24 protein-coding genes are annotated in these 26,449 nt (G+C 39.1%); all 24 read left to right on the top strand.

The annotated features are described in order from the left end of the window. Positions 1 to 55: 55 nt before the first annotated feature. The 24 genes from rnpM to pgsA all read left to right on the top strand — a co-directional run bounded on the left by rnpM (position 56) and on the right by pgsA (position 26,435). Complete coding sequence (rnpM, locus tag I858_RS10700; protein WP_049693264.1) at positions 56 to 334, top strand: RNase P modulator RnpM; 279 nt, start codon at positions 56 to 58, stop codon at positions 332 to 334. Then, positions 334 to 678, top strand: coding sequence for a YlxQ family RNA-binding protein (locus tag I858_RS10695; RefSeq protein WP_049693263.1), 345 nt, complete (start codon positions 334 to 336; stop codon positions 676 to 678). The genes rnpM and I858_RS10695 overlap by 1 nt, the downstream gene beginning before the upstream one ends. Beyond that, entirely contained in the window at positions 656 to 2,956 is a 2,301-nt protein-coding gene (infB, locus tag I858_RS10690; protein ID WP_049693262.1) for a translation initiation factor IF-2, read from the top strand. The genes I858_RS10695 and infB overlap by 23 nt, the downstream gene beginning before the upstream one ends. Further along, positions 2,953 to 3,231 (top strand): DUF503 domain-containing protein, encoded by a 279-nt coding sequence (locus I858_RS10685; protein ID WP_049693261.1) that lies wholly within the window; start codon positions 2,953 to 2,955, stop codon positions 3,229 to 3,231. The genes infB and I858_RS10685 overlap by 4 nt, the downstream gene beginning before the upstream one ends. Positions 3,232 to 3,249: 18 nt before the next feature. Continuing rightward, complete coding sequence (gene rbfA, locus I858_RS10680) at positions 3,250 to 3,600, top strand: 30S ribosome-binding factor RbfA (protein WP_049693260.1); 351 nt, start codon at positions 3,250 to 3,252, stop codon at positions 3,598 to 3,600. Between the two features lie 65 nt (positions 3,601 to 3,665). Further along, on the top strand, positions 3,666 to 4,595 hold the full coding sequence (gene truB, locus I858_RS10675; protein ID WP_049693259.1) for a tRNA pseudouridine(55) synthase TruB: 930 nt from the start codon (positions 3,666 to 3,668) through the stop codon (positions 4,593 to 4,595). Between the two features lies 1 nt (position 4,596). Then, positions 4,597 to 5,547 (top strand): riboflavin biosynthesis protein RibF, encoded by a 951-nt coding sequence (ribF, locus tag I858_RS10670; protein WP_049693258.1) that lies wholly within the window; start codon positions 4,597 to 4,599, stop codon positions 5,545 to 5,547. Positions 5,548 to 5,682: 135 nt separating this feature from the next. Next, on the top strand, positions 5,683 to 5,952 hold the full coding sequence (rpsO, locus tag I858_RS10665; RefSeq protein WP_008430885.1) for a 30S ribosomal protein S15: 270 nt from the start codon (positions 5,683 to 5,685) through the stop codon (positions 5,950 to 5,952). Positions 5,953 to 6,101: 149 nt separating this feature from the next. Next, on the top strand, positions 6,102 to 8,219 hold the full coding sequence (gene pnp / locus I858_RS10660) for a polyribonucleotide nucleotidyltransferase (protein WP_049693257.1): 2,118 nt from the start codon (positions 6,102 to 6,104) through the stop codon (positions 8,217 to 8,219). A 62-nt stretch (positions 8,220 to 8,281) separates the two neighbouring features. Continuing rightward, positions 8,282 to 9,508 carry a M16 family metallopeptidase gene (locus tag I858_RS10655; protein WP_049693256.1) on the top strand — a complete coding sequence of 409 codons (1,227 nt, stop codon included), beginning with the start codon at positions 8,282 to 8,284 and terminating at the stop codon, positions 9,506 to 9,508. 106 nt (positions 9,509 to 9,614) lie between these two features. Beyond that, complete coding sequence (locus tag I858_RS10650; RefSeq protein ID WP_049693465.1) at positions 9,615 to 10,625, top strand: aspartate-semialdehyde dehydrogenase; 1,011 nt, start codon at positions 9,615 to 9,617, stop codon at positions 10,623 to 10,625. A gap of 130 nt (positions 10,626 to 10,755) precedes the next feature. Further along, on the top strand, positions 10,756 to 12,423 hold the full coding sequence (locus I858_RS10645; protein WP_049693255.1) for a ribonuclease J: 1,668 nt from the start codon (positions 10,756 to 10,758) through the stop codon (positions 12,421 to 12,423). A gap of 82 nt (positions 12,424 to 12,505) precedes the next feature. Beyond that, entirely contained in the window at positions 12,506 to 14,848 is a 2,343-nt protein-coding gene (locus I858_RS10640; RefSeq protein ID WP_049693254.1) for an FtsK/SpoIIIE family DNA translocase, read from the top strand. 174 nt (positions 14,849 to 15,022) lie between these two features. Further along, positions 15,023 to 15,751, top strand: a complete 729-nt coding sequence (locus tag I858_RS10635) for a GntR family transcriptional regulator (protein WP_049693253.1) — start codon at positions 15,023 to 15,025, stop codon at positions 15,749 to 15,751. A gap of 47 nt (positions 15,752 to 15,798) precedes the next feature. Then, complete coding sequence (locus I858_RS10630) at positions 15,799 to 16,872, top strand: BMP family lipoprotein (protein ID WP_049693252.1); 1,074 nt, start codon at positions 15,799 to 15,801, stop codon at positions 16,870 to 16,872. A 161-nt stretch (positions 16,873 to 17,033) separates the two neighbouring features. Beyond that, complete coding sequence (locus tag I858_RS10625; protein WP_049693464.1) at positions 17,034 to 18,593, top strand: ABC transporter ATP-binding protein; 1,560 nt, start codon at positions 17,034 to 17,036, stop codon at positions 18,591 to 18,593. Further along, complete coding sequence (locus I858_RS10620) at positions 18,583 to 19,632, top strand: ABC transporter permease (protein ID WP_049693251.1); 1,050 nt, start codon at positions 18,583 to 18,585, stop codon at positions 19,630 to 19,632. The genes I858_RS10625 and I858_RS10620 overlap by 11 nt, the downstream gene beginning before the upstream one ends. A gap of 1 nt (position 19,633) precedes the next feature. Next, positions 19,634 to 20,593: an ABC transporter permease gene (locus tag I858_RS10615; RefSeq protein WP_049693250.1), complete on the top strand. Its 960-nt coding sequence runs from the start codon at positions 19,634 to 19,636 to the stop codon at positions 20,591 to 20,593. 145 nt (positions 20,594 to 20,738) lie between these two features. Next, a complete protein-coding gene (gene yfmF / locus I858_RS10610; RefSeq protein WP_049693249.1) occupies positions 20,739 to 22,013 on the top strand; it encodes an EF-P 5-aminopentanol modification-associated protein YfmF in 1,275 nt (424 codons plus the stop codon). After that, positions 22,006 to 23,307, top strand: a complete 1,302-nt coding sequence (yfmH, locus tag I858_RS10605; protein ID WP_049693248.1) for an EF-P 5-aminopentanol modification-associated protein YfmH — start codon at positions 22,006 to 22,008, stop codon at positions 23,305 to 23,307. Before yfmF ends, yfmH begins: the two co-directional genes overlap by 8 nt. Further along, complete coding sequence (gene ymfI, locus I858_RS10600) at positions 23,304 to 24,023, top strand: elongation factor P 5-aminopentanone reductase (protein ID WP_049693247.1); 720 nt, start codon at positions 23,304 to 23,306, stop codon at positions 24,021 to 24,023. The genes yfmH and ymfI overlap by 4 nt, the downstream gene beginning before the upstream one ends. 105 nt (positions 24,024 to 24,128) lie before the next feature. Further along, positions 24,129 to 24,929, top strand: coding sequence for a DUF3388 domain-containing protein (locus I858_RS10595; RefSeq protein WP_049693246.1), 801 nt, complete (start codon positions 24,129 to 24,131; stop codon positions 24,927 to 24,929). 17 nt (positions 24,930 to 24,946) lie between these two features. Continuing rightward, positions 24,947 to 25,807 (top strand): helix-turn-helix domain-containing protein, encoded by an 861-nt coding sequence (locus I858_RS10590; protein WP_049693245.1) that lies wholly within the window; start codon positions 24,947 to 24,949, stop codon positions 25,805 to 25,807. A gap of 49 nt (positions 25,808 to 25,856) precedes the next feature. After that, complete coding sequence (gene pgsA, locus I858_RS10585; RefSeq protein WP_049693244.1) at positions 25,857 to 26,435, top strand: CDP-diacylglycerol--glycerol-3-phosphate 3-phosphatidyltransferase; 579 nt, start codon at positions 25,857 to 25,859, stop codon at positions 26,433 to 26,435. The last annotated feature ends 14 nt before the right edge of the window (positions 26,436 to 26,449 follow it).

Below are 26,449 nucleotides of genomic sequence, written 5' to 3'. Positions count from 1 at the left end.
CGTAACTGTATTGAGCATTAAAATAGTCTATTTTATTTAGAAAAGGTGATGTCCGTTGGCTCTGCAAAAGAAAATTCCATTACGGAAGTGTGTAGCTACAAGCGAGATGCATCCTAAAAAAGAAATGATTCGTGTTGTTCGTTCAAAAGAAGGCGAAGTATCGGTTGATTTGACCGGCAAAAAGTCAGGACGCGGCGCTTATCTTTCGAAAACGGAAGATGCCATCGCGACTGCCCGCAAAAAGAAAGTGCTGGACAAGCAGTTAGAAGTCAAAATTCCAGACGAAATCTATGATGAGTTAATTCGCATCGTTCTTAGAGAGCAGTTGAAATAATGACCAAACAAAAAGTCCTTCAATTACTTGGATTAGCAACACGTGCAAGAATGACCATTTCTGGTGAAGAAATGTCCGTGAGCGAAGTTCGAAAAGGAAAAGCGAAATTAGTGATCATTTCGGAAGATGCTTCAGAAAATACAAGCAAGAAATTGCATGATAAATGTAAATCAAATGGAGTGGAACTATGTGTTTTTGGATCCCGTTTTGAGTTGGGACATGCAATAGGCAAACAAGAGCGGGTAGTGATTGCAGTCACAGATTCAGGATTTGCAAAAAAACTAATCAGCTTGATTGAAGAAATTAATCGGGGGCGAGCAGATGACCAAAATTCGAGTACATGAATACGCGAAAAAAGTAGATAAGCCAAGTAAAGAAATCATCAATGAATTGTCAAAAATGAACGTTAAAGTACCAAACCACATGGCTACTTTAGAAGATACAGATGTAACAAAGTTAGACGGCATTTATAAAAATGCAGCGGCTGGACAGCGTCCGCAAGCTAAATCACGACCTGCTACATCACGACCTGCACAAGGAAACCAATCTCGTCCGTCACAAAGTGGACAATCACGACCTTCACAAGGTGGACAAACACGTCCATCAGGACAAAGTCAATCAAAACCAGCAGCACCAAGTCAAGGACAATCTCGTTCACAAGGGAATGGCCAACGACCAACAGCGCCTGCGAAATCAGGTTCGAACTTTACGCCAAAAGCCGCGAAACCAACAGCAGGCCCTGGTCAACGTTCTTCAGGACGTCCAGGCGGTGGAAACCGTAATGGCTTCCAAAACCGGAACCGTAAAGGCAAGCAGCAACAACCGGTGAATCCGTTGCCACCTATGCCTAAAAAAGAAAAAGAACTGCCTGCTAAGATTACATTTAGCGAATCATTGACAGTAGCAGAACTGGCAAAAAAATTAGGGCGCGAGCCATCTGAAGTAATCAAAAAATTATTTATGCTTGGTGCAATGGCTACTATTAACCAAGAACTTGATAAAGATACAATTGAATTGATTTGTGCAGAATACGAAGTTGAAGTAGAAGAAGAAATCATTGTCGATAAAACGGATCTTGAAGTTTACTTCGAACCAGAAGATGAAAACTTGAACCAAGAACGTCCGCCAGTTGTCACCATCATGGGACACGTTGACCATGGTAAAACAACTTTACTGGATTCAATTCGTCACACGAAAGTAACTGCTGGAGAAGCAGGTGGGATTACGCAACATATCGGTGCTTATCAAGTTGTCGATGATAATGACAAAAAAATCACGTTCCTTGATACACCTGGTCACGCAGCGTTTACTACGATGCGTGCACGTGGAGCAAAAGTAACGGATCTTGCAATCATTGTTGTAGCAGCTGATGATGGTGTTATGCCACAAACAGTTGAAGCGATCAATCATGCAAAAGCTGCAGAAGTTCCAATCATTATTGCAGTAAACAAGATGGATAAGCCAAGTGCAAATCCAGATCGTGTTATGCAGGAGTTGACTGAGCACGGACTCGTTGCGGAAGCTTGGGGCGGCGACACAATTTTTGTTCCAATTTCTGCTTTAACGGGTGATGGCATCGATTCATTGCTTGAAATGGTTCTTCTTGTATCAGAAGTTGGTGAATTAAAAGCAAATCCTGCACGTCGTGCGATTGGTACAGTTATTGAAGCAGAGCTTGATAAAGGTCGCGGTTCAGTAGCAACACTTCTTGTACAAGACGGAACGTTAAAAGTTGGCGATCCGATTGTTGTTGGTAACACATTTGGCCGCGTTCGTGCAATGGTATCTGATACAGGGCGTCGTGCAAAAGAAGCTGGACCATCAACACCAGTTGAAATTACTGGATTAAACGATGTACCTCAAGCTGGAGACCGGTTTGTTGTTTTTGAAGATGAAAAAACAGCTCGTCAAGTTGGAGAAACTCGTGCCACTTCAGCACTTCAAGTTCAACGTTCTGAAAAAACACGTGTAACACTTGATAACTTGTTTGATCAGTTAAAACAAGGTGAAATGAAAGAGCTAAACTTAATCGTTAAAGCTGACGTTCAAGGCGCAGTCGAAGCAATGGCTGCATCTTTGCTTAAACTTGATGTAGAAGGCGTTAACGTGAAGATTATTCATACTGGCGCTGGTGCCATTACGGAATCTGATATTGCACTAGCAGCTGCTTCGAACGCTATCATTATTGGTTTTAACGTTCGTCCAGACGCAAACGCAAAACGTGCTGCTGACGCTGAAGGTGTAGACATCCGCCTACATCGCATTATCTATAAAGTAATCGAAGAAATTGAATTCGCTATGAAAGGCTTGCTCGATCCTGAATTTGAAGAGAAAATTATTGGACAAGCAGAAATTCGTAGCACGTTCAAAGTTTCTAAAGTTGGAACAATTGCCGGAAGTTATGTAACAGAAGGTAAGATTACACGTAATAGTGGCGTTCGTGTAATCCGCGAAGGCATCGTGGTATTCGAAGGCGAAATTGACACATTAAAACGATTTAAAGACGATGCGAAAGAAGTAGCAAAAGGATACGAATGCGGAATTACTATTAAAAACTTCAACGATGTAAAAGAGCTAGATATTATCGAAGCGTTTATAATGGAAGAAATTGAACGCAAATGATCCTATATATGGAATGTGAGTTTTTCATTCCAACCGCACACTCGTTAAAAGATAAGCGGGCAGTTGTTAAAAGCATGCTGACTCGCAGCAAGCAGAAATTCAATGTTTCTACAGCAGAGATTGATCACCAAAATGTATGGCAAAGAACTCGTTTAGCATTTGTGACTGTATCTTCTTCCAAAGAAGTGGCAGACAAAGAAATGGCACAAGTTCTTTACTATTTGGAAAGCAATCCTTCTTGGGAATGTTTGGAGATTGAAAAAGAATATGTGTAAGAACGAGGTGGACTATCAATGACCATGCGCGCAAATCGTGTAGCTGAGCAAATGAAAAAAGAGCTTAGCGATATCATCAGTCGAAAACTGAAAGATCCCCGTATCGGATTTGTCACTGTAACAGATGTTGAAGTTACAGGAGATCTCCAACAGGCAACTGTATATATTAGTGTGTTAGGTGAAGACTATGAAAAAGAGCAGACCTTGCTTGGATTGACAAAGTCAAAAGGATTTATCCGGACTGAAATCGGACAACGAATTCGTCTACGTAAAACTCCAGAACTGTCTTTTGAAATCGATTCATCAGTTGCTTATGGTAACCGTATTGATACGCTATTACGTGGGATTCAAGAACCAAAAGAAGATTAAAAAAAGCCCGCTGTCTATTTTAGATAGTGGGCTTTTTTGTATCGAGTAAAGGAGAAGGTAAGCATATGACGTTGAATGGAATTTTACCATTGTGGAAAGAAAAAGGAATGACATCGCACGATTGTGTCTTTAAACTAAGAAAGATTTTGCAAACGAAAAAAGTAGGGCATACAGGTACACTAGACCCTGAAGTAGACGGCGTATTACCAATTTGTATCGGGAACACTACAAAAGTAGCAGAGTACATTACAGATCAAGGAAAGACCTATGAAGCAGAAGTGACGATTGGTTATTCAACTGACACTGAAGACGCAACAGGTGAAACAGTTGAAACTGACCAAACAGAAAAAGTAGTTGCTCGAGATCAACTAGAAACTGCTTTTCTTAAATTAACAGGGAATATTACACAAATACCGCCTATGTATTCTGCTGTAAAAGTTAATGGTAAGAAATTATATGAGTACGCTCGTCAAGGAATTCCAGTTGAGCGGCCAGAACGAATTGTCCGCATTGACTCGATTGAATTGCTTGATGGCGACGCAAAATGGATAGGTCAAAATATCAAATTCAATATTCGTATACGTTGTGGTAAAGGAACTTATATTCGGACACTGGCTGTCCAAATAGGAGAAGTTTTAGGATACCCTGCGCATATGTCCAAATTGACGCGAACAGAATCTGGGGAATTTAGCGAAAAAGATTGCGTAACACTTGCTGAAGTTGCGGAACTTGCTCAAAATGAACATATCGGTGATATTTTGAAACCGCTAAGTTATGGCTTGAGTGCGTTTCCGTTCATGGAAATTGAATCGAAACAAATTTTTGCTGTAAAGAATGGTCAAGTGTTAACAAGACATAAAATACTCGACAAAATGGGGTATGTTGTGTTGACGTATAAAGGGCAACCCGTTGCACTTTATAAAAACCATCCAGAAAAAGCAGACAAAATGAAACCTGAAAAAATGTTCGGTTTTCCGACAGTGGACGAGGTGTAATATGAAAATTATTCATTTAAATTATCCAAATCACGTAAAACCTGATTTTGATACAGGACCTATCTCATTAGCATTAGGGTTTTTTGATGGGGTACATAAAGGTCACCAACGAGTGATAGGAGAAGCTATTTATCAAGCGCAACAAAAAGACCTTAAGTCAGCCGTTATGACTTTTGATCCTCATCCATCACTTGTACTTGGTGGAAGAAAAGAAGAAGTTTTTTATATAACACCGATGCAGCAAAAGATGGATATTCTAGAGAGCATGAATGTTGATTACTGCTTTATTGTCCGATTTACATCTGAATTTGCTAAGTTAACACCTGAAGAATTTATTGAGTTTTTCGTTAAGAATCTTCAAGCTAAACACGTAACGGCTGGATTTGACTTTTCGTTTGGCAGCAAAGGAAAAGGCGATATGAGGTTAATGAAACAAATGAGTGAAGATCATTATGATGTTACGGTTGCTGAGAAACTAGAAGAAAATGATGAAAAGATCAGTTCGACACGTATTCGTGAATTATTAAAACAAGGTGAAACGGCCAAAGTTTATCATCTTCTCGGAAGACCATTTAGAATTTCGGGAACGGTTGTTAATGGAGATAAACGAGGGCGTACAATTGGGTTTCCCACAGCAAATATAGAACCAGAGCTCGGGGCTATTATGCCGAGTCGGGGTGTTTACGCAGTAAAAATTCAAGTCCAAGACAATAATTACAACGGTATTTGCAATATCGGTTATAAACCTACGTTTAATAATCCGGAAGTAAAAAAACAAGTGATCGAAGTTCATATTCTTGATTTTGCCAAGACGATTTACGGAGAAATGGTAGAAGTGGAATGGTATGAGCGGATTCGTGATGAGCAAAAGTTTTCAGGAATCGAAGAATTGAAGGCACAAATTCAACGTGATAAAGAAACAGCACAAAAGTTTTTTGTCAGTATGAAATAGGTTATGCAGTTGATTTTAAAAATTTCTTGTGCTATTATTTATGAGTACTAAAAGTACAAACCGTTGCTTGGCAAATCGAATCACCAACGTTTGCTCGGTAATTGGGGATATCAGAAATTAGGAGGTGGAAACAGTATGGCAATCACACAAGAACGCAAAAATGAATTGATTAGCGAATACAAAGTGCATGACACTGATACTGGGTCTGCAGAGATTCAAATCGCTATTCTTACAGAAGACATCAACAATTTGAATGAGCACTTACGTACTCACAAAAAAGATCATCACTCACGTCGTGGTCTATTCAAAATGGTCGGACGCCGTCGTAACTTGCTAAAATACTTACGTGAAAACGAAGTAGCTCGCTACCGTGAGTTAATCGCAAGACTTGGCCTACGCCGTTAATAGTAAACAGTAAAAGCGGGATTCGTCCCGCTTTTTCTTTATGGATAAAACTTTAATCTATCGCATCGCACATATGATGCTTTTTTGATACACTACTAATGGATACATATAGTATATAGATAGATCGTAATAGAGAGGAGCTCGATAATATGGAGCAAACAAAAAAAGTCTACACATTGGATTGGGCAGGCCGCGAGTTACAAGTTGAGGTCGGTCAATTGGCAAAACAAGCAAATGGAGCAGCATTGATTCGCTATGGCGATACAGCAGTTCTTTCTACTGCAACAGCATCAAAGACACCAAAACCTTTAGATTTCTTTCCATTAACAGTAAACTATGAAGAACGTCTTTACGCTGTTGGTAAAATTCCAGGTGGCTTCATTAAACGAGAAGGACGTCCTTCTGAAAAAGCGACGTTAACAAGCCGTTTAATCGACCGTCCGATTCGTCCATTATTCCCAGACGGTTTCCGTAATGAAGTTCAAGTTATTTCTATGGTCATGTCAGTCGATCAAGATTGTCCATCAGAAATGGCTGCAATGTTTGGTTCTTCACTCGCATTAATGATTTCAGATATTCCGTTTGGCGGACCGATTGCTGGAGTCATTGTTGGGTTAATTGACGGACAATATATCATTAATCCAACAAACGAACAACTTGAACAAAGTTCGATCAATTTGATCGTCGCTGGAACAAAAGATGCCATTAACATGGTAGAAGCAGGAGCAAAAGAAGTTTCTGAAGAAATCATTTTAGAAGCCATCATGTTCGGTCATGAAGAAATCAAAAAATTAATCGCGTTTCAAGAACAAATCGCTGCAGAAGTTGGAAAAGAAAAATCTGACATCAAGCTTTATGAATTAGATGCAGAATTAACTTCATCTCTTAAAGACGCTGTAGAAACTGATTTAAACACAGCTGTTCAAATCAATGAAAAACAAGCGCGAAATGAAGCTATTGACGAAGTAAAAGCACGTGCAATGGCGGCATACGAAGATTCGGATGATGCCGTTAAAAAACAAGCAGGTCAAATTTTAGATAAAATGGTGAAAGATGAAGTTCGTCGCTTAATTACAGACGAAAAAATCCGTCCGGATGGCCGTGGACCTTCTGAGATCCGTCCATTGTCTTCTGAAGTGGGTGTGTTAAACCGTACGCATGGTTCAGGCCTATTTACGCGCGGACAAACGCAAGCAATGAGTATTTGTACGCTAGGCGCTTTAGGTGATGTTCAAATCATTGATGGTCTTGGCATTGAAGATACAAAACGCTTTATGCACCATTACAATTTCCCGCTGTTTTCAGTAGGTGAAACTGGATTTCTTCGTGGGCCGGGACGTCGCGAAATCGGTCATGGGGCACTTGGTGAACGTGCACTAGAAGCCGTTATTCCAAGCGAAAAAGATTTCCCTTATACGATTCGTCTTGTTGCAGAGGTACTTGAGTCGAATGGTTCAACTTCACAAGCAAGTATTTGCGCATCAACACTTGCGATGATGGATGCAGGTGTACCACTTACAGCTCCGGTTGCAGGTATTGCCATGGGTCTCGTTAAAAAAGGCGATAACTATACGGTTCTATCTGACATTCAAGGCATGGAAGATCACCTTGGTGATATGGATTTTAAAGTAGCTGGTACAGCTAAAGGAATCACAGCTCTTCAAATGGACATTAAAATTGATGGTCTTTCTCGTGAAATTTTAGAAGAGGCATTAACTCAAGCGCAAATCGGTCGTATCCATATTTTAGAATCGATGTTAGCGACGATTGCTGAACCGAGAACAATTCTTTCTAAATATGCTCCGAAAATTATTATGGTGAAGATTAAACCAGATAAGATTCGCGACGTTATTGGACCCGGTGGTAAAGTGATTAATAAAATTATTGAGGAAACGGGCGTTAAAATCGATACAGAGCAAGACGGTACGATTTTCATTTCTTCAGTTGATGAAGAAATGAACGCAAAAGCGAAAGCAATGATTGAAAACATTGTACGTGAAGCAAACGTCGGCGAATATTACGAAGGCAAAGTCAAGCGAATTGAGAAGTTTGGTGCATTTGTTGAATTATTCCCTGGTAAAGACGGTCTTCTTCATATTTCTGAAATCCAAGAAGAACGGACTAAAGAAGTAGAAGACGTTTTGAAAATGGATCAAGTCATTCAAGTCAAAGTAATTGAAATTGATCGTCAAGGCCGTGTAAACTTGTCACGTAAGATTGTTTTAAAAGAGCAAAAAGAAGCTGCTGAAAAACAAGATCAAGAATAAAATTAATCTTTCAAAATTGTCGACTTTGTCGGCAATTTTTTACTATGAGGAGGAACATGCACATGGTAACAACACAGACTTGCAAAAATGGATTGCGCATTGTTTCCGAAACTATTCCACATTTTCATTCTGTTGCAATGGGTGTTTTTGTGAATAACGGATCACGAGATGAACTGCCAGAAGAAAACGGTATTACTCATTTTATCGAACATATGCTGTTTAAAGGAACAGACTCACGAACAGCAAAAGAAATCGCGCGCGAATTTGACCGGATTGGTGGCGATATTAATGCCTATACATCGAAAGAATATACTTGTTATTATGCAAAAGTCTTAGACCATCATGCAGAGCGCGCAGTGAGCGTTCTTGCAGACATGCTTTTTAATTCACAAATGGATCCTGTAGAATTTGATAAAGAGCGACAAGTAATTCTTGAAGAAATTAGTATGACGGAAGATATGCCGGATGATGATGTTCACGAACAATTATGGCGTGTGATGTATCCGCAAAACTCCATTGGAGCATCGATACTAGGAACGGCTGAAACTTTGGCAAGTTTTACTCCAGAAAAAATTCGTGATTACATGAATCGTCATTATACACCAGCAAACATTGTAGTTTCTGTAGCGGGGAATGTTACTGCCAGCTTACTTGAGAAAGTAGAGGCTTTATTTGGAGATTTTGAAAGAGAAGAAAACTTGAAAGTTTATGAAGTGCCAGTATTTAAAGCAGGACATTCAATAAAGAACAAAGAAACAGAACAAGGTCATTTGTGTCTTGGTTTTCCTGGCGTATCATTAAACGATTCGAACATTTACAATATCACGGTCTTGGACAATATTATCGGAGGCTCAATGTCTTCACGATTGTTCCAAGAAATTAGAGAACAACGTGGACTGGCTTATTCAATTTTCTCTTATCATTCAGCGTACTCTGATCATGGAACTTTCGCGATTTATGGAGGAACTTCTGATGATCAAATGGCTGAAATGCAACAAGTTATTTTAAGTCTGTTAAAAGAGTTAAAAAAAGACGGCATTACACAAGAGGAAATTACCGATTCTAAAGAGCAGTTAAAAGGTAGTTTAATGCTTGGACTCGAAAGCACTAGTGCACGGATGAGTCGTAACGGCAGACATGAATTACTACTCGGCAAACATCAAACTTACGATGAGGTATTAACGCAAATAGATCAAGTATCGCTTCAAAAAGTAACAGAGTTACTGGATAATTTAATAGAATCACCAGCTATTTCCATCATCCAGCCAAAAGAAGCTTCTTTCGTATAAGGGAGCTTTTTTTATGATTTCACTTTTTATCACAATAAATTATGTTACAATAATTCAAATTACCAGTAGAGGAGCGAATAGGTTGAAAAAATTTAACGTGGCGATTATGGGAGCAACAGGTGCAGTTGGTCAGCAAATGAAAGAACAATTGGAAAAACGGAACTTTCCGATTAACAATATTGTGTTTTTGTCATCTAGTCGTTCTGCTGGAAAGAAAATTGATTTTAATGGCAAGGTCTATACAGTACAAGAAGCAAAGGCTGAGTCATTTGAAGAGATCGACATCGCATTATTCAGTGCAGGTGGAAGTGTTTCGGAAAAGCTCGCTCCTGAGGCTGTTAAACGAGGAGCAATCGTTATTGACAATACAAGTGCGTTTCGAATGAGCAAAGACGTTCCGTTAGTAGTTCCCGAAGTAAACAAAGGTGATCTTCGACTTCATAAAGGAATTATTGCTAATCCAAATTGTTCGACCATACAAATGGTTTGTGCATTGCAGCCGTTAAAAGAGTTGTTCGGGTTGAAAAAAGTAGTGGTATCTACTTATCAAGCTGTTTCAGGTGCAGGTATTGATGCTATTAACGAATTGAAAATGCAATCGATCGATTTTGATAACGCAAAACAAGCAGAAGCCAAAATGCTGCCAGTCAAATCAGCTGAGCATCATTACCCAATTGCTTTTAATGTTATTCCACAAATCGATCAGTTTGCTGATAATGGTTATACATTAGAAGAAATGAAAATGATTAACGAAACAAAAAAAATTATGCATGATGACGCTTTAGCAGTCGCAGCAACTTGTGTACGTCTTCCGGTAGTAACAGGACATTCAGAATCTATTTATGTAGAATTAGACAAAGTAGCGACAGTAGAACAGATTAAACAAGCAATAAAAAATGCACCAGGTGTTAAATTGATGGACGACCCATCAAACCAAGTATACCCAATGCCGTTGATGACAGCAGGTCTAGACGAAGTGTTTGTTGGACGAATTCGCCAAGATTTAGACAATCCGAATGGTTTTCATTTATGGGTAGTAGCAGATAATCTTGTTAAAGGTGCAGCACTGAATTCAGTGCAAATTGCGGAAGCTTTGATAGAAGAAAACATTGTGTAATTAAACGCTATTGTTTTTAAAAATAAACTAGCCGTTGTGCTGGTTTATTTTTTTCTTTGGACTGTTTCCGATGATTCCCGTATAATGAATTCTATGGATGTGTACGGGTTAATTTTAGGAGGAAATAACATTGAGTAAAATAAAAAATGAAGTAATAAGAGTAATACCGCTAGGCGGTGTCGGCGAAGTCGGCAAAGCAATGTATGTAGTCGAAATTGACGAAGACCTGTTTGTCGTAGACAGTGGATTGATGTTCCCAGAAGATGAAATGCTAGGCGTCGATATTGTCATTCCAGACATGACATTTTTAGTAGAAAACAAAGATCGTGTTAAAGGGATTTTCTTGACTCATGGACATGAAGATGCTATTGGATCGATTGCTTATTTATTGAAAAAAATTCAAGTGCCGGTTTATGGATCAAAATTGACGATTGCTATGGCTAAAGAACATATTAAAGAACAAGGCTCTTTAAAGCATGTGAAATTCTTTGAAGTAACAAACAAAAGCCGTATGAACTTTGACAAAACACATGTAACATTTTTTCATACAACACATAGTATTCCTGATGCACTTGGAATTGTTTTCCATACTTCAGAAGGTGCCGTTGTTCACACAGGTGAATTTAAGTTTGACCAATCAGCCAAAGGAAGCTATAGACCCGATATCGCAAAAATGGCGAAACTGGGAGAAGACGGTGTTTTAATGCTGCTGTCTGATTCGACAGAAGCAGAACGTCCTGGATACACGACTTCAGAAATCGTAGTTGCTGACCATATTTTGTCTGCCTTTATTGCAGCAGAAGGTCGCGTGCTTGTATCATTGTATTCATCAAACTTTATCCGCATCCAGCAGGTATTTGATATCGCCGCAGCTACAGGTAAAAAAGTTGCAGTCGCAGGAAGAAGTTTAGAAAGTAGCTACGAAGTTGGTTTACGTCTTGGGTATTTAACTGTAGACGAAGAAACAGTCATTTCACTAAAAGACTTAGAAAATTACCGCGATGATGAAGTTGTTATCATTGTAACTGGTAACCAAGGAGAGCCACTTGAAGCTTTAGATAAAATGGTTCGCAAGCAACACAAAGACGTAAAAATAAAATCGACTGATACAGTTCTGATTACATTTACACCATCACCAGGTATGGAAGTTTCTATGTTCCAAACGATGAACAAATTGGCGAAAGCTGGAGCGAACGTATTGACTTCAAGTAAAAAAGTTCACGTATCGGGTCATGGCAGTCAAGAAGATTTGAAAATGATGCTAAACATGATGAAGCCAAAATACTTTATACCAATTCAAGGTGAATACAAAATGCTGATTGCGCATTCTAAATTAGCACAGCAAGTTGGGATAAATAAATCCGAAATTTTCATCGCTGATAAAGGCGACATCGTCGAATACAAAGACGGCAAAGTTCGAATGAGCGGACGCGTTACTGCTGGAAATGTCTTGATTGATGGAATTGGTATTGGAGATGTTGGAAACATTGTTCTTCGCGATCGTAAACTACTTTCGCAGGATGGAATTTTTATTGTTGTGGTTACATTAAACCGTAAAGAAAAGAAAATCGCTTCAGGTCCAGAAATGATTTCACGTGGATTTGTGTATGTGCGGGAATCAGAAGAACTGATGGAAGAATCTACGCGACTTGTTCGAAAAGTCGTTGAAAAGTATGTGACAAGAGACGCTTTCGAATGGAATAATATTAAACAAGAAATTCGTGACACCTTAAATTCTTATTTGTTCCAGCAAACAAAACGTCGTCCAATGATTATCCCGATTATTATGGAATACTAAGCGTAAAAAAGTAGAAGGATTTCCATACCGATTTGATTCGGAGGAAATCCTTTTTCGATTATGACAGAAAAGAGGGATAGGCATGAATAGGGCTCGTGAGAAAACGAAAAAAAAATCAAAAGCGAGAGCAAAAGTAAACTCTAAAACAAAATCTAAAAATAAAAAAAGACAACCTATGCCAATGATTGCGTATGAAGTAATAGGCTTGGTTATGCTTGGAATTGCTGTATTAATGACATTCCAACTCGGTGTCATTGGAAAAATGTTATATAACATAGCAGAATATTTAGCGGGCTATATAGCATTTCTAATTCCATTATTACTAGTGTTTGTAGCTATATATGTCATGGTGAAACGAAAATGGCCAAAACCAAAAGCGAAATTTGCATTTGGTTCTTCGTTCATATTGATCGGAATTTTGCTCGTATGCCATTTAATTTGGGCAGCGAGCAGTATTTTACCCATTACTTCATCGAATGTGCTTGCTGAAACCATTCGAACAACACAAATGACTGGTACGATTTGGAATAGCTATTTAGCCACAGGGGGTGGGATTTTAGGCGCGTTCTTGTATGCTTTATTGCATGTGTTGTTTGATACTGCTGGTACTTGGATTGTAGCAATTATTTTACTTTCTATTGGGGCAATCATTTTAACGGGGAAAGCAGCAGCACCATTTATTGCAGAAAAAATACCTAGTGCACGTCCAGCGCTTGATCGATTAATGAGTCGTTTTCAACAAACTAAGTCAAAGCCAAAGAAAATACGTGCTTCTCATAAAAAGTCAGAACCTGAACAAGTGTTAGAAATTAACGAATCGTTAGCTTACGAAGAAGACGATGACCAAGAAGACTTTTTATATCGTCCGAAACAAGAAGAACCGATCATTTCAGCATTTACCGAAAATGTAAAACCGAAAAAAGAAAACACTGCAGAAGCATCTGTAGAAAAAAAAGCTCCGAGCGATGTTCAACTTCTTTCTACTTCAGAAGAATTAGAAAACGAAGAATATCAATTACCGCCACTTAGCTTGTTGACGCTTCCTCCGCATCAAGACCAAAGTGGTGAATATTCAGGGATACAAAAAAACGCAAAAAAATTAGAGAAAACGTTCCAAAGTTTTGGTGTGCGTGCAAAAGTGACACAAGTTCACTTAGGTCCAGCTGTTACGAAATATGAAGTATTGCCAGATACAGGAGTCAAAGTGAGCAAAATTGTAAGTTTACACGATGATTTGGCATTAGCGTTGGCAGCGCGTGATATTCGAATTGAAGCACCTATCCCTGGAAAATCTGCGATCGGGATTGAAGTACCAAACTCAGAAGTGTCAATTGTTAGTTTGCGAGAAGTTTTAGAGTCTGAAGAAAATAATAGACCAGATGCTAAACTATTATTTGCATTAGGTAGAGATGTAACAGGTCAAGCGGTGATGACAGAGTTAAACAAAATGCCCCATTTACTAGTCGCAGGTTCAACGGGCAGTGGGAAATCAGTATGCATTAATGGCATTATTACCAGTATCATTATGCGCGCTAAGCCACACGAAGTAAAAATGATGATGATCGATCCGAAAATGGTCGAACTAAATGTTTACAATGGGATTCCACATCTGCTTGCACCTGTAGTTACGGATCCACGAAAAGCAGCACAAGCATTAAAGAAAATTGTTTCTGAAATGGAAAGAAGATATGAACTTTTTTCGCACACAGGCACTCGCAACATCGAAGGTTATAACGAATATGTTCGTGTCTTCAATGAAGAAAACGAAGATAAACATCCGAAATTACCATTTATTGTGGTAATCGTGGATGAATTGGCGGATTTGATGATGGTTGCTTCAAACGAAGTAGAAGATGCTATAACGCGCTTAGCTCAAATGGCACGTGCGGCAGGAATTCATTTGATCATTGCAACGCAGCGTCCGAGTGTTAACGTTATTACGGGTGTTATTAAGGCGAATATTCCATCGCGTATTTCGTTCGCTGTTTCATCAGCAATTGATTCACGAACCATTTTAGATATGGGAGGCGCTGAAAAATTACTGGGTCGTGGCGACATGTTGTTTCTTGGCGCAGGTCAATCTAAACCTGTTCGTGTGCAGGGAGCTTTTTTATCAGATTCAGAAGTCGAAAAAATTGTTGACTTTGTGATCGAACAACAAAAAGCGCAATACCAAGAAGACATGATTCCGACTGAAATAGATGAAACGAAAATAAGCGAAGACACAGACGAAATTTACGACGATGCTGTTCAATTAGTTACAGAAATGCAAACAGCATCTGTTTCGATGTTGCAACGACGATTCCGAGTTGGCTATTCGCGTGCAGCACGTATTATAGACCAAATGGAACAGCGTGGAGTAGTTGGACCTTACGAGGGTAGTAAGCCACGTACTGTTCTAGTTCCAAAGAAGGAAGAATATTGAAGCTTAATCGTTTTTTTGTGATAATTTAATCAGTTATTTTACAAACTAAATTAGAAAAATCACTAAATTCTACAAATTGCTATTTATTTCATTTCTAATAAGTGGTATAGTAATTCTGATTAGTAGGAATGTTTTACATCAGATGTCTGATCTCTGTCATAGGTGGTGAATCGGATGACTATTAAAGCGGATCATCGTGCTTTGTATCTTCAAGTAATCGATCGAATGAAACAGGATATTGCTGCGGGCGTATACAAAGAGAAAGAGAAGTTACCGTCTGAATTCGAATTATCGAAAACACTTGGAGTCAGTCGAGCGACTTTACGAGAAGCGCTTCGGCTGTTGGAAGAAGACAATACTATCGTCAGACGCCACGGTGTTGGAACATTTGTTAACTCAAAACCTCTATTTTCTTCAGGTATTGAACAGCTGACAAGTGTCTCTGACATGATCCGCCAGGCAGGAATGGAACCAGGTGCTATCTACTTGAGCACGTTGGAGAGCCTTTCTTCTGAGGAAGATATAAAACGCTTTCATTGCACTGGCGATGATACAATTATAACTATTGAACGCGTTCGTACGGCAAACGGAGATCCTGTCGTCTATTGCATTGATAAGGTTCCTTCGAATTATTTGCCTTCTGATTTTTTAGGACGCACTGAAAGTTCCATTTTTACAGCAATTGAAGAATCGGGGAATATTCATATTTCTTATGCGGTGACATTTATTGATCCGACTGGTTATCATGAAGACGCTTCCCCAATTCTGGAATGTGAACCGGAAACGGCATTATTAGTTTTAAAACAGCTCCATTACGATGAGGACGATCGATTGGTGCTTTATTCAAAGAATTACTTTAGAGCTGACAAGTTCAGCTTTCATGTGGTTCGTAAACGTGTGTAAAACAGCAAATTCCTGCTAATATCAAAAATTCTTTGGGGGTTATTACATTGACAAAACGTAAATTCGGTTTAGGGCTATCATTAATGCTTGCTGCTGGTACACTGCTCGCTGGTTGCGGAAGCGACGAAAAAACATCATCTGGCGGATCTGAAGGCGAAAAAGGTGGAGAAGAAACTTCTGACTTTTCTGTAGCTATGGTTACAGATGTTGGTGGAGTAGATGATAAATCATTTAACCAATCAGCATGGGAAGGCCTACAACAGTTTGGTGAAGAAAAAGGTCTTGAAAAAGGCGATGGCGGTTATGATTATCTGCAATCTGCATCAGATGCAGACTACAACACGAACTTAAATAACTTGATCCGTCGCGATTTCGATGTCGTATACGGCATTGGTTTCCTAATGGAAGGTGCTGTAAAAGAAATTGCTGAACAACAGCCTGAAGCTCAAATCGCAATCATTGACGCGGTCGTAGATGCTCCAAACGTTGCAAGCGTTCTTTTCAAAGAGCAAGAAGGTGCATTCCTTGCCGGCGTTGCAGCAGCTCTAATGTCAGAATCGAAGAAAATCGGATTTGTTGGTGGAATGGAAATTCCAGTAATCGAGCGTTTTGAAGCAGGATTCCTTGAAGGTGTTGCGGCAGTTGACGAGTCAATTGAAGTTGATGTTCAATACACAGGAGCTTTTGATAAAGCAGAATTAGGTAAAACAACGGCTAACCGCATGTACTCAGCTGGAGCAGATATCATTTTCCACGCAGCTGGTGGTACAGGAAATGGTGTATTTACTGAAGCAAAAGAACGTAAAGAAGCAAATCCAGACACACCTGTTTGGGTAATCGGAGTTGACTCAGATCAATACGACGAAGGTCAAACTGGCGACACTAACGTTACTTTAACATCAGTATTAAAACGAGTTGATTCAGCTGTTATTAATATCTCAGAACAAGCTATGAACGGTGAATTCCCAGGTGGCGAAACAATCACTTATGGTTTGTCTGATGAAGGTGTAGGTCTTGCTGATTCACGTGGAGCAATTCCTGAAGACGTGCTGAAGCAAATTGAAGACTACAAACAACAAGTTATCGACGGCGATATTGAAGTTCCTGAAACTGTCGAATAATAGAAATTTTAACACGGTCATCATAAAGACCGGTTCAACCGGTCTTTATGATTTTTTTATGCATAAGTTAAAGATTATTAGAGGAAAGGTTTTTGATAACGGAAGCCTTTCCTGTATTAATTAATTTAAATGAAGTCAGCAGTTTTAAGGGAGTGACAACAGTGGAGTATGTAATCGAAATGCTGAATATTCGTAAAGAGTTCGGTACATTTGTCGCCAATGACAATATTACGCTGCAACTAGAAAAGGGAGAGATTCACGCATTACTAGGAGAAAATGGTGCAGGGAAATCGACTTTAATGAACGTCTTATTTGGATTGTACCAGCCCGAAGGTGGAGAAATTCGAGTACGTGGAAAGAAAGTAGATATTTCAAATCCGAACATAGCCAATGATCTTGGCATTGGAATGGTTCACCAACATTTTATGTTAGTCGAAAACTTTTCTGTTACGGAAAACATTATTTTGGGAAGCGAGCCTACTAAATACGGGATTACTAATAAAAAAGATGCGGCTAAAAAAGTTCAAGCATTATCAGAACAATATAGTTTGAACGTAGATCCAAATGCCATAATTGAAGATATTTCAGTAGGAATGCAACAACGTGTAGAAATATTGAAAACGCTTTATCGCGGAGCCGAAATTTTGATTTTTGATGAGCCAACAGCTTCATTGACACCTCAAGAAATTATAGAATTGATTCAAATTATGAAACGATTAGTAGCTGAAGGCAAGTCGATTATTTTGATTACACATAAACTAAAAGAGATTATGGACGTTTCTGATCGCGTAACGGTTATTCGAAAAGGTAAGGGAATTGGTACCGTCACTACATCTGAAACCAATCCGAACGATCTTGCCTCATTGATGGTCGGTCGTGCAGTGGAGTTTACTACAGTAAAAGGAGAAGCTTTTCCAGGAGAAGAAGTTTTAGATATTAAAGACTTAGTAGTTCAAGATTATCGCGGAATTGATAAGGTTAAGAGTCTGAATTTAAATGTTCGCAAAGGTGAAATTATGGGGATTGCTGGAATTGATGGCAACGGACAATCAGAGCTTATTGAGGCTATTACAGGTCTTCGTAAAGTGAAAAGTGGGACCATTTCTCTCAATGGCAAAGATGTTACCAATATGAAGCCACGAAAAGTAACAGAAGCTGGTGTTGGACATATTCCTCAAGATCGCCATAAGCACGGATTAATATTGGATTTTCCAGTAGGGCATAATATCTCGCTTCAGACCTATTACAAAAAACCTATTTCCAAATCGGGCATTATTGATTACAACGAAATCAATGAAAAAGCCTTGCAAATTATAAAAGATTTTGATGTTCGAACACAAGGACCGTCAGAATTAGCACGTTCTTTATCAGGAGGCAATCAACAAAAAGCCATTATTGGGCGAGAAGTTGATCGAGATCCAGACTTGTTAATTGCAGCATTGCCGACTCGAGGTTTAGACGTAGGCGCTATTGAATTTATTCATAGTCGTTTAATTGAACAACGCGATAACGGTAAAGCAGTATTATTGATCTCATTTGAATTAGACGAAGTTATGAATGTTTCAGATCGAATAGCTGTTATTCATGATGGAGAAATTGTCGATATTGTGACGCCAGAAACAACAACAGAGCAAGAACTAGGCTTACTTATGGCAGGACATACAGAGCAGAAAAAAACAAAGGATTTAACAAAGAAAGGTGAGGATCAGCATGTCGAATAGAGCGACCAATCTCTTGGTCCCCATCATTTCCGTTATTTTAGGATTGTTGGTCGGCGCAGTTATTATGCTGGTCAGCGGCTATAACCCACTTGAAGGCTATGCTGCTCTTTGGAACGGAATTTTTGGAGACTTATATACTATCGGTGAAACCATTCGTCAAATCACGCCTTATTTATTAGCAGGACTTGCAGTTGCTTTTGCGTTTCGTTCAGGTCTTTTTAATATTGGTGTTGAAGGTCAATTAATTGTTGGATGGTTTGCTGCAGCATATGTAGGAGTAGCCGTGGAATTGCCAAAAATCATTCATTTGCCATTAGCGATTTTGGCTGCAGCAGCAGCGGGCGCATTATGGGGATTTGTACCCGGACTGTTAAAAGCAAAGTTCCACGTTCATGAAGTAATCGTCACGATTATGATGAACTACATTGCTTTACATGTATCCAATGCGTTAATCCGCACTGTTTCTGATGGCGGTGACCGCACAGGTAACATTTTTGCCAGTGCATCATTGCGTTCTGATTTTTTAGAAGAACTAACGGACTTTTCTCGCTTACATTACGGAATCATTATTGCCTTGGCGATGGTGGGCGTCATGTGGTTTATTTTAGAAAAAACTACACTTGGCTTTGAGTTAAAAGCAGTTGGTTTTAACCAAAACGCTTCTAAGTATGCGGGGATGAATGTCAATAAAAATATCATTTTGGCCATGGTTATTTCTGGTGCATTTGCTGGACTTGCAGGTGCTATGGAAGCTCTTGGAACATTTGAGTATGTATCCTCTAAAGGTGGCTTTACTGGCATCGGCTTTGACGGGATTGCAGTAGCATTACTTGGTTTGAATACACCACTTGGTGTGGTATTTGGTGCTACGTTGTTTGGCTCGCTAAAATACGGAGCGTTAAACATGCCAAATGCGGCCGGTATTCCAATTGAAATTGTTGAAATTGTCATTGCAGTGATTATCTTCTTTGTAGCATCTGGTTACATTATTCGTTTGCTGTTGCTCCGTGCAGCAGCTAAGAAGAAGGAGGCGAAGTAATATGAGTTTCCTTGATGTTCTATATTTCATCGTTCCTTCAGCGATTTTCTATGCTGCGCCACTTATTTTAGTGGCAATAGGCGGCGTCTTTTCCGAAAAATCTGGAGTCGTGAACATCGGTCTCGAAGGATTGATGGTCATCGGTGCATTTGTCGGGATCTTGTTTAACTTATTGTTTGCTGATACATTTGGCGGAGCGACGCCGTGGCTTGCGTTGGTCGCAGCAATGCTAGCGGCATTGCTATTGTCACTGTTGCACGCGGTTGCATCGATTTCGTTCCGCGCAGACCAAGTAGTCTCTGGGGTTGCCATTAACTTGTTAGCGGCAGCATTATCGATTTACTTAGTGAAAAGTATTTTTGGAAAAGGACAAACTGATTTCATCACAGAACGTTTTTCACGATACAATGTTCCGTTTTTATCGGATATTCCAGTCATTGGACCTTTATTATTTAAATCGGTATACAACACCTCATTCTTTGCCATTGCGGTAGCGTTTGTGGCATGGTTTGTCATTTATAAAACCCCTTTTGGCTTGCGTCTTCGCGCAGTCGGAGAACATCCGATGGCCGCAGATACAATGGGAATCAATGTCACAAGAATGCGTTATGTGGCCGTTATGATTTCCGGGGCTTTAGCGGGGATTGGGGGTGCCATTTATTCGCAAACGATTACGAATGATTTTGGACATGCAACCATTAACGGACAAGGATTTATGGCTTTAGCTGCGATGATCTTTGGAAAATGGCATCCACTAGGTGCTATGGGAGCTGCTTTGTTCTTTGGATTTGCACAATCGTTGAGTATTGTGGGTTCGCGCATTCCATATATTTCAGAAATTCCAAACGTCTTCTTGTTAATCTTGCCGTATGTCTTAACGATTATCGCGTTAGCCGGCTTTATTGGCCGTGCTAATGCACCGTTAGCCAATGGTAAACCTTACATTAAAGGACAACGATAAGACTTTCAAAAGAGCCGTCAGTTGCGACGGCTCTTTTTTATGCACATAAATTCGGTTAGTATTTGGCATTGCGGCTTTTCTTTATTTGCAATTAACGGAAAAGGTTCGGTATAGTTAAGATATGAACGACGAGAGGGGATTCTACATGTTTGAAACGATTAACATTGCTAAAGGCGTGAATGTACACGTTAATGAAACGACACAGTTTAAAACGATAAATTTTTCAATCAAATTTAAAGATAAACTGACGGAGGAAAAAGCGTCTGCCCGCTCGATTTTGGCAAACGTTTTGCAGCATAGTAATGAGGTTTATCCTTCGCACACTGCACTTCGTATGGTATTGGATGATCTTTACGGAACTTCTCTTTACATAGATTCTTCAAAACGAGGCAGCGAGCATGTTGTAACTTTGAATGTTGAAACGGTTAATGATCAATACCTTTCTGAAAAAGGCGTGCTTGAGAAAGTGTTGAACTTGATGTATATCGTTCTATTTAAACCTAATTTTGAAAATGATTTGTTTAAAGAGTCTATTTTTATACGAGAAAAACATTCGATTGTTCAACGCATTGAATCGGTGTTTGATGACAAGACACGCTATGCACAACAGCGTATGATGGAACTCGCTTTGCCGAACCATCCTGCTTCGATTACATCAAACGGCACGATTCAAGCAGTAGAAGCTGTTACGAACGAACAATTAGTTGCTGAGTACCAAGAAATGCTCACTCAAAATGAAATTGAAATTTATGCAGTAGGCGATGTGAAACCGGAAATGATCGCGTCATACGTCCGTGAATTTCTCCATTTTAAAGATCGTGAAAAAGCAATTGCTGTGGCTCCAATGGAATTGGTTAAGCCTGAGCAGTCACGTGTCCTTGAACACGAAGACATGAAGCAAGGCAAACTGCATATGGCATTCTTTACACCAATTACTTTCCGTGATGAAAAATTCCCAGTTATGCAATTGATGAATGGTGTTTTTGGTGGCTATGCGCACTCAAAAATATTTGTAAATATTCGTGAAAAAGAAAGTATGGCGTATTATGTATCTAGTTCTTTTGCTTCACAATTTGGGCTGATGTTCGTATTAGCAGGCATTGATTCCAAATTAGAAAAAAAAGCTGTGAGCTTGGTTTTGAAACAATTAGAAGATGTCAAAAAAGGCAATATTTCAGATATTGAACTTGATCAGACAAAAGCGCTGCTCATCAATCAATTAAAAGAAGCACTAGATTCTGCACGTGGACAAATTGAAATATATGATCAGTATATGGAATTGACAGAGTCTTTCGAACCTGAATACATGATTAATAAATGGAAAAACGTAACGAAAGAAGATATTGCAGCAGTCGCTGAGGAATTGTCTTTAGAAATGACTTACTTCCTATCTGGTAAGGAGGATGACACAAATGCATAAAGTTGAATTTGATCAACTAGGTGAAACACTTTTTCATGAAACGCTTGATAACGGTTTAACCGTTTATATTTTACCGAAAAAAGGATTTTCGAAAACGTTTGCTACATTTACTACAAAATATGGTTCGATTGATAATCATTTTGTACCTCAAGGTGAGACAGAAGCTATTAAAGTACCAGATGGCATTGCTCACTTTTTAGAACATAAAATGTTCGAAAAAGAAGCAGGCGACGTATTCCAAGAGTTTAGCAAACAAGGCGCTTCAGCAAATGCTTTTACTTCATTCACGCGCACGGCTTATTTATTCTCCGCAACAGGTGAAATTGACAAAAACGTTAAAACATTATTGGATTTCGTGCAAAGTCCGTACTTCACAGAAAAAACAGTAGAAAAAGAAAAAGGCATTATTGCACAAGAAATCACAATGTATGATGATCAGCCAGATTGGCGTCTTTATTTTGGGATTATCGAAAACTTGTATAAAAATCACCCAGTTAAAATTGATATTGCAGGAACAGTAGAATCGATTCAAGACATCACAGCAGAGCATTTGTATACATGCTACAACACGTTTTATCATCCATCAAATATGATTTTATTTATCGTTGGAAATGTGGATGCAGAACAAATGATGACTTTAGTAAAAGATGACCAAGCACAAAAAACGTTTGCAGAACCAGCAGAAATCGAACGCGTCTATCCAGAAGAGCCAAAAGAAGTAGCGATTAAAGAACGTGTGTTAGAAATGAGCGTTCAGAAGCCAAAAGTTTTCTATGGTTTGAAACCGGAAAAACTTGATTTGATTGGACCTGAGATGTTGAAGCATGAACTAGCTGCTCAACTTGCGTATGAATTGTTGTTTGGACGCACATCGGATTTTTATCACGAAGCGTATGAAAATGATTGGATTGATGAATCCTATTCGTTTGATTATTCGTTAGAAAGCGGCTTTGGTTATGCTTTGATTGGTTCCGATACTCATAAACCTGAGACATTCATTAAAGAAGTTAAACACACGCTTCAAAATGCTGTTGAAAAATGGCCTTTTGGACAAGATGATCTTGATCGTGTTCGTCGAAAAAAAATCGGCTTTTTCTTAAGAGCATTAAATTCACCAGAATACATTGCAAATCAATTCACAAATTACGCATTTAATGAAATGAACTTGTTTGATGTAGTTCCTGTACTTGAAGAATTAGAAGTTGCTGATCTTCAACAGGCATTTGCTTTAGTTAGCCACGAGTCTCAACATTCTGTTTTCACGATTATGCCTTCGAAAAAGGATGCAGAGTGAAGCGATTTGCTGTGTTATTAGGGGCTTCCGGTGAAATTGGTGAAAGCATCGCGCGACAAATGGCAGAAAGTGGTTGGTCTTTGTATTTGCACTGGAATACCAATTCCACTGCCATACTCGCACAACAACTAAGTATGAGTTATCCAGCGCAAGAATTTATCGCTGTGCAAGCTAATTTTATGGATGACTTGAGTGCTGATCAATTGGTTAGCAACGTTTACGATGCATCTTGTATTGTAATTGCAAGCGGTCACTCTCTTTTAAAAATGCTAATCGATACATCCGATCAAGAAATCGAAAGCTTATGGAGCGTACATGTTAAAAATCCGATATCGGCCATTCAGTCGATATCGCGTTTTTTTTATCGTTACGAAAAGTCTTATATTGTCTTTGTTTCTTCGATATGGGGAGAGATTGGGGCATCTATGGAGACTGTTTATTCTGCTGTGAAAGGTGCGCAACTGGCGTTTGTCAAAGCTTATGCGAAAGAAATGGCGCCATCGGGCACACGTGTGAATGCTATATCTCCAGGCTTTATTCAAACAAAGATGAATGCGAGCTTGTCTGAAGACGAATTACAAAAGATCAAAGAGGATATTCCACTCGGTTTTGGAACTCCTCAAGATATTGCAAACGCTGTGGATTTCTTAACTGGAGGAAAAGCAGATTACATAACAGGTCAGACAATACGTATTAATGGCGGATGGTTGATGTAATCGCATTTATATATCAAATTGTTCTTTCACGACAGCAGTAAATCAGCTATTATATTAACTAGAAATCCTTTTAGATAATCGATAGGGAGAAAGGTCGGATATTGTATGAAAGAATGGTATTTTGAATACGAAATCCAAGTTAACCGTCCCGGTCTTCTTGGCGATATCTCTTCTCTGCTTGGGATGTTACGAGTAAATATTGTGACGATAAATGGTGTAGACCAAGGGCGTCGTGGAATGTTACTTCGTGCAGAACACGATGTTCAGTTAGAACGTTTTGAACAAATTGTTTCAACAATTGATACAATTTCTGTGACAAAATTCCGTGAGCCAAAATTACGAGACATTTTAGCCATTCGCCATGGTCGGTATATTCAACGCGATGTAGATGATCGTAAAACTTTCCGTTTTGTTCGGGATGAATTAGGGTTATTAGTGGATTTTATGGCAGAAATTTTTAAACAAGAAGGCCATAAATTGGTAGGTTTAAGAGGGATGCCTCGCGTTGGGAAAACTGAGTCAATTGTCGCAGCAAGTGTTAGTGCAAATAAGAAGTGGATATTCTTATCTTCTACCATGATTAAACAAACCGTACGCAATCAATTGATGGGCGATGAGCATAACGACAATAATATCTTTATTTTAGATGGCATTGTTACGCGCCGTTCATCGGACGAACGTCATATGCAATTGGTTCGTGAAATGATGCGCATGCCAACCATTAAAGTTGTAGAACATCCTGATAAGTTTGTAGAGCAATCAGAGTACAGTATTGAAGATTTTGATTATATTATTGAATTGCGTCACCATCCGGAAGAAAAAATTACTTATGAAGTATTAGAACAAAACACTTTCATGGATGACAAAGCACAAGGCAGTATGTTTGGTGACGGATTCAATTTTTAAGTAGGCGGGTGATCATTTTGAATGAGTTAGGAACTCGACTAAAAGAGGCGAGAATCGCCAAAAAAATCAGTTTGGAAGATCTGCAAGATGTGACGAAAATTCAAAAACGTTATTTAGCTGGGATAGAAGAAGGCGAGTACAGCACAATGCCGGGTGCATTCTACGTTCGAGCGTTTATTAAACAATACGCTGCAGCTGTGGATCTTGACGGTGAAGCGTTACTTCAGCAGTATCCAATAGAGATGCCTGTAAAGGAACCTCACGCTCATACAACAACACCGACTACTTATACGTCGAGAAGCCGTTCGATTACTCGAACCGCTCCAAGTGATGTGTATAGCGAAGTCATTCCGAAAGTTCTCGTGGCATTGTTTATTGTATTGATACTCGCAGTGGCTTGGTATTTTTATGATGCTTCAACAAATGGTGCCTCATCAAGTGACCCAATTGAAAAAGGTCTTGGTGTTCCATATGAAGAGCCTGCATCAAGTGTGCAAGAAAAACCAGATAAACCAGTTAAAGAAGAAACGCCAAAAGAAACTGAAGAAAAACAACCTGATCCAATTCTTATAATGGAAGAAACTCAAGGGGAAACGACAACTTATTCATTTCAAGGAGCAAATCCTGAACTTGAAATTGCGGCGAGTGGACCTTCGTGGGTTGCAGCTACTGATGAAAACCTACAAGAACGATTATCAAAAGCACATGTACTGCAAGCTGGAGAAACAGAAATCATTGATTTGTCAGATGTAGAATTTATACGTGTGCGTATTGGTGACTATTCGAATATTAATTTAAGCTTGAATGGTGAGACCATTGAATACGCGCAGCAAACAAAACCCCAAAATATTGTTATTCAGTTTAAAGTCAGCGAATAGCCATCTTTGGATGGCTATTTTTCTTGAAAGTTTGAAAGGAGAAACAACAATGAATATACCAAATCAAATTACCATCTCGAGAATTTTATTGATTCCTGTATTTATGGTGGTTATGCTGGCCGGTTTTGACTGGGGCACAATGACCCTTTTTGGTGCAGACATGCCCGTTACGCACTTTGTTGGAGGACTTATCTTTATTTTTGCCTCATTGACAGATTGGGTAGATGGATATTATGCGCGTAAATTCAATTTAGTCACGACTTTCGGAAAATTTTTAGATCCGTTAGCAGATAAGTTGTTAGTATCAGCTGCTTTGATTATTTTAGTAGAATTAGATTTTGCGGCTTCGTGGATCGTTATTATCATTATTAGTAGAGAATTTGCTGTTACAGGACTTCGTTTAGTATTGGCTGGTGAAGGTGAAGTAGTTGCGGCAGGTGGTTTGGGCAAAATCAAAACCACTGCTCAAATTTTAGCAATTGCTGCTTTATTACTACATGATACAATTTTCGTTTTAGTTGGTTTGCCATTTGGACAAATTATGCTTTACATTGCACTGATTTTCACAGTATGGTCGGGCTGGGATTATTTCTATGCCAACCGTCGCGCGTTAATGGCTTCAAAATAAGCGCAAAAAAAGGA

The organism is Planococcus versutus (assembly GCF_001186155.3).
GTDB lineage: Bacteria > Bacillota > Bacilli > Bacillales_A > Planococcaceae > Planococcus > Planococcus versutus.
This window is presented reverse-complemented; position numbering and strand designations above follow the sequence as displayed.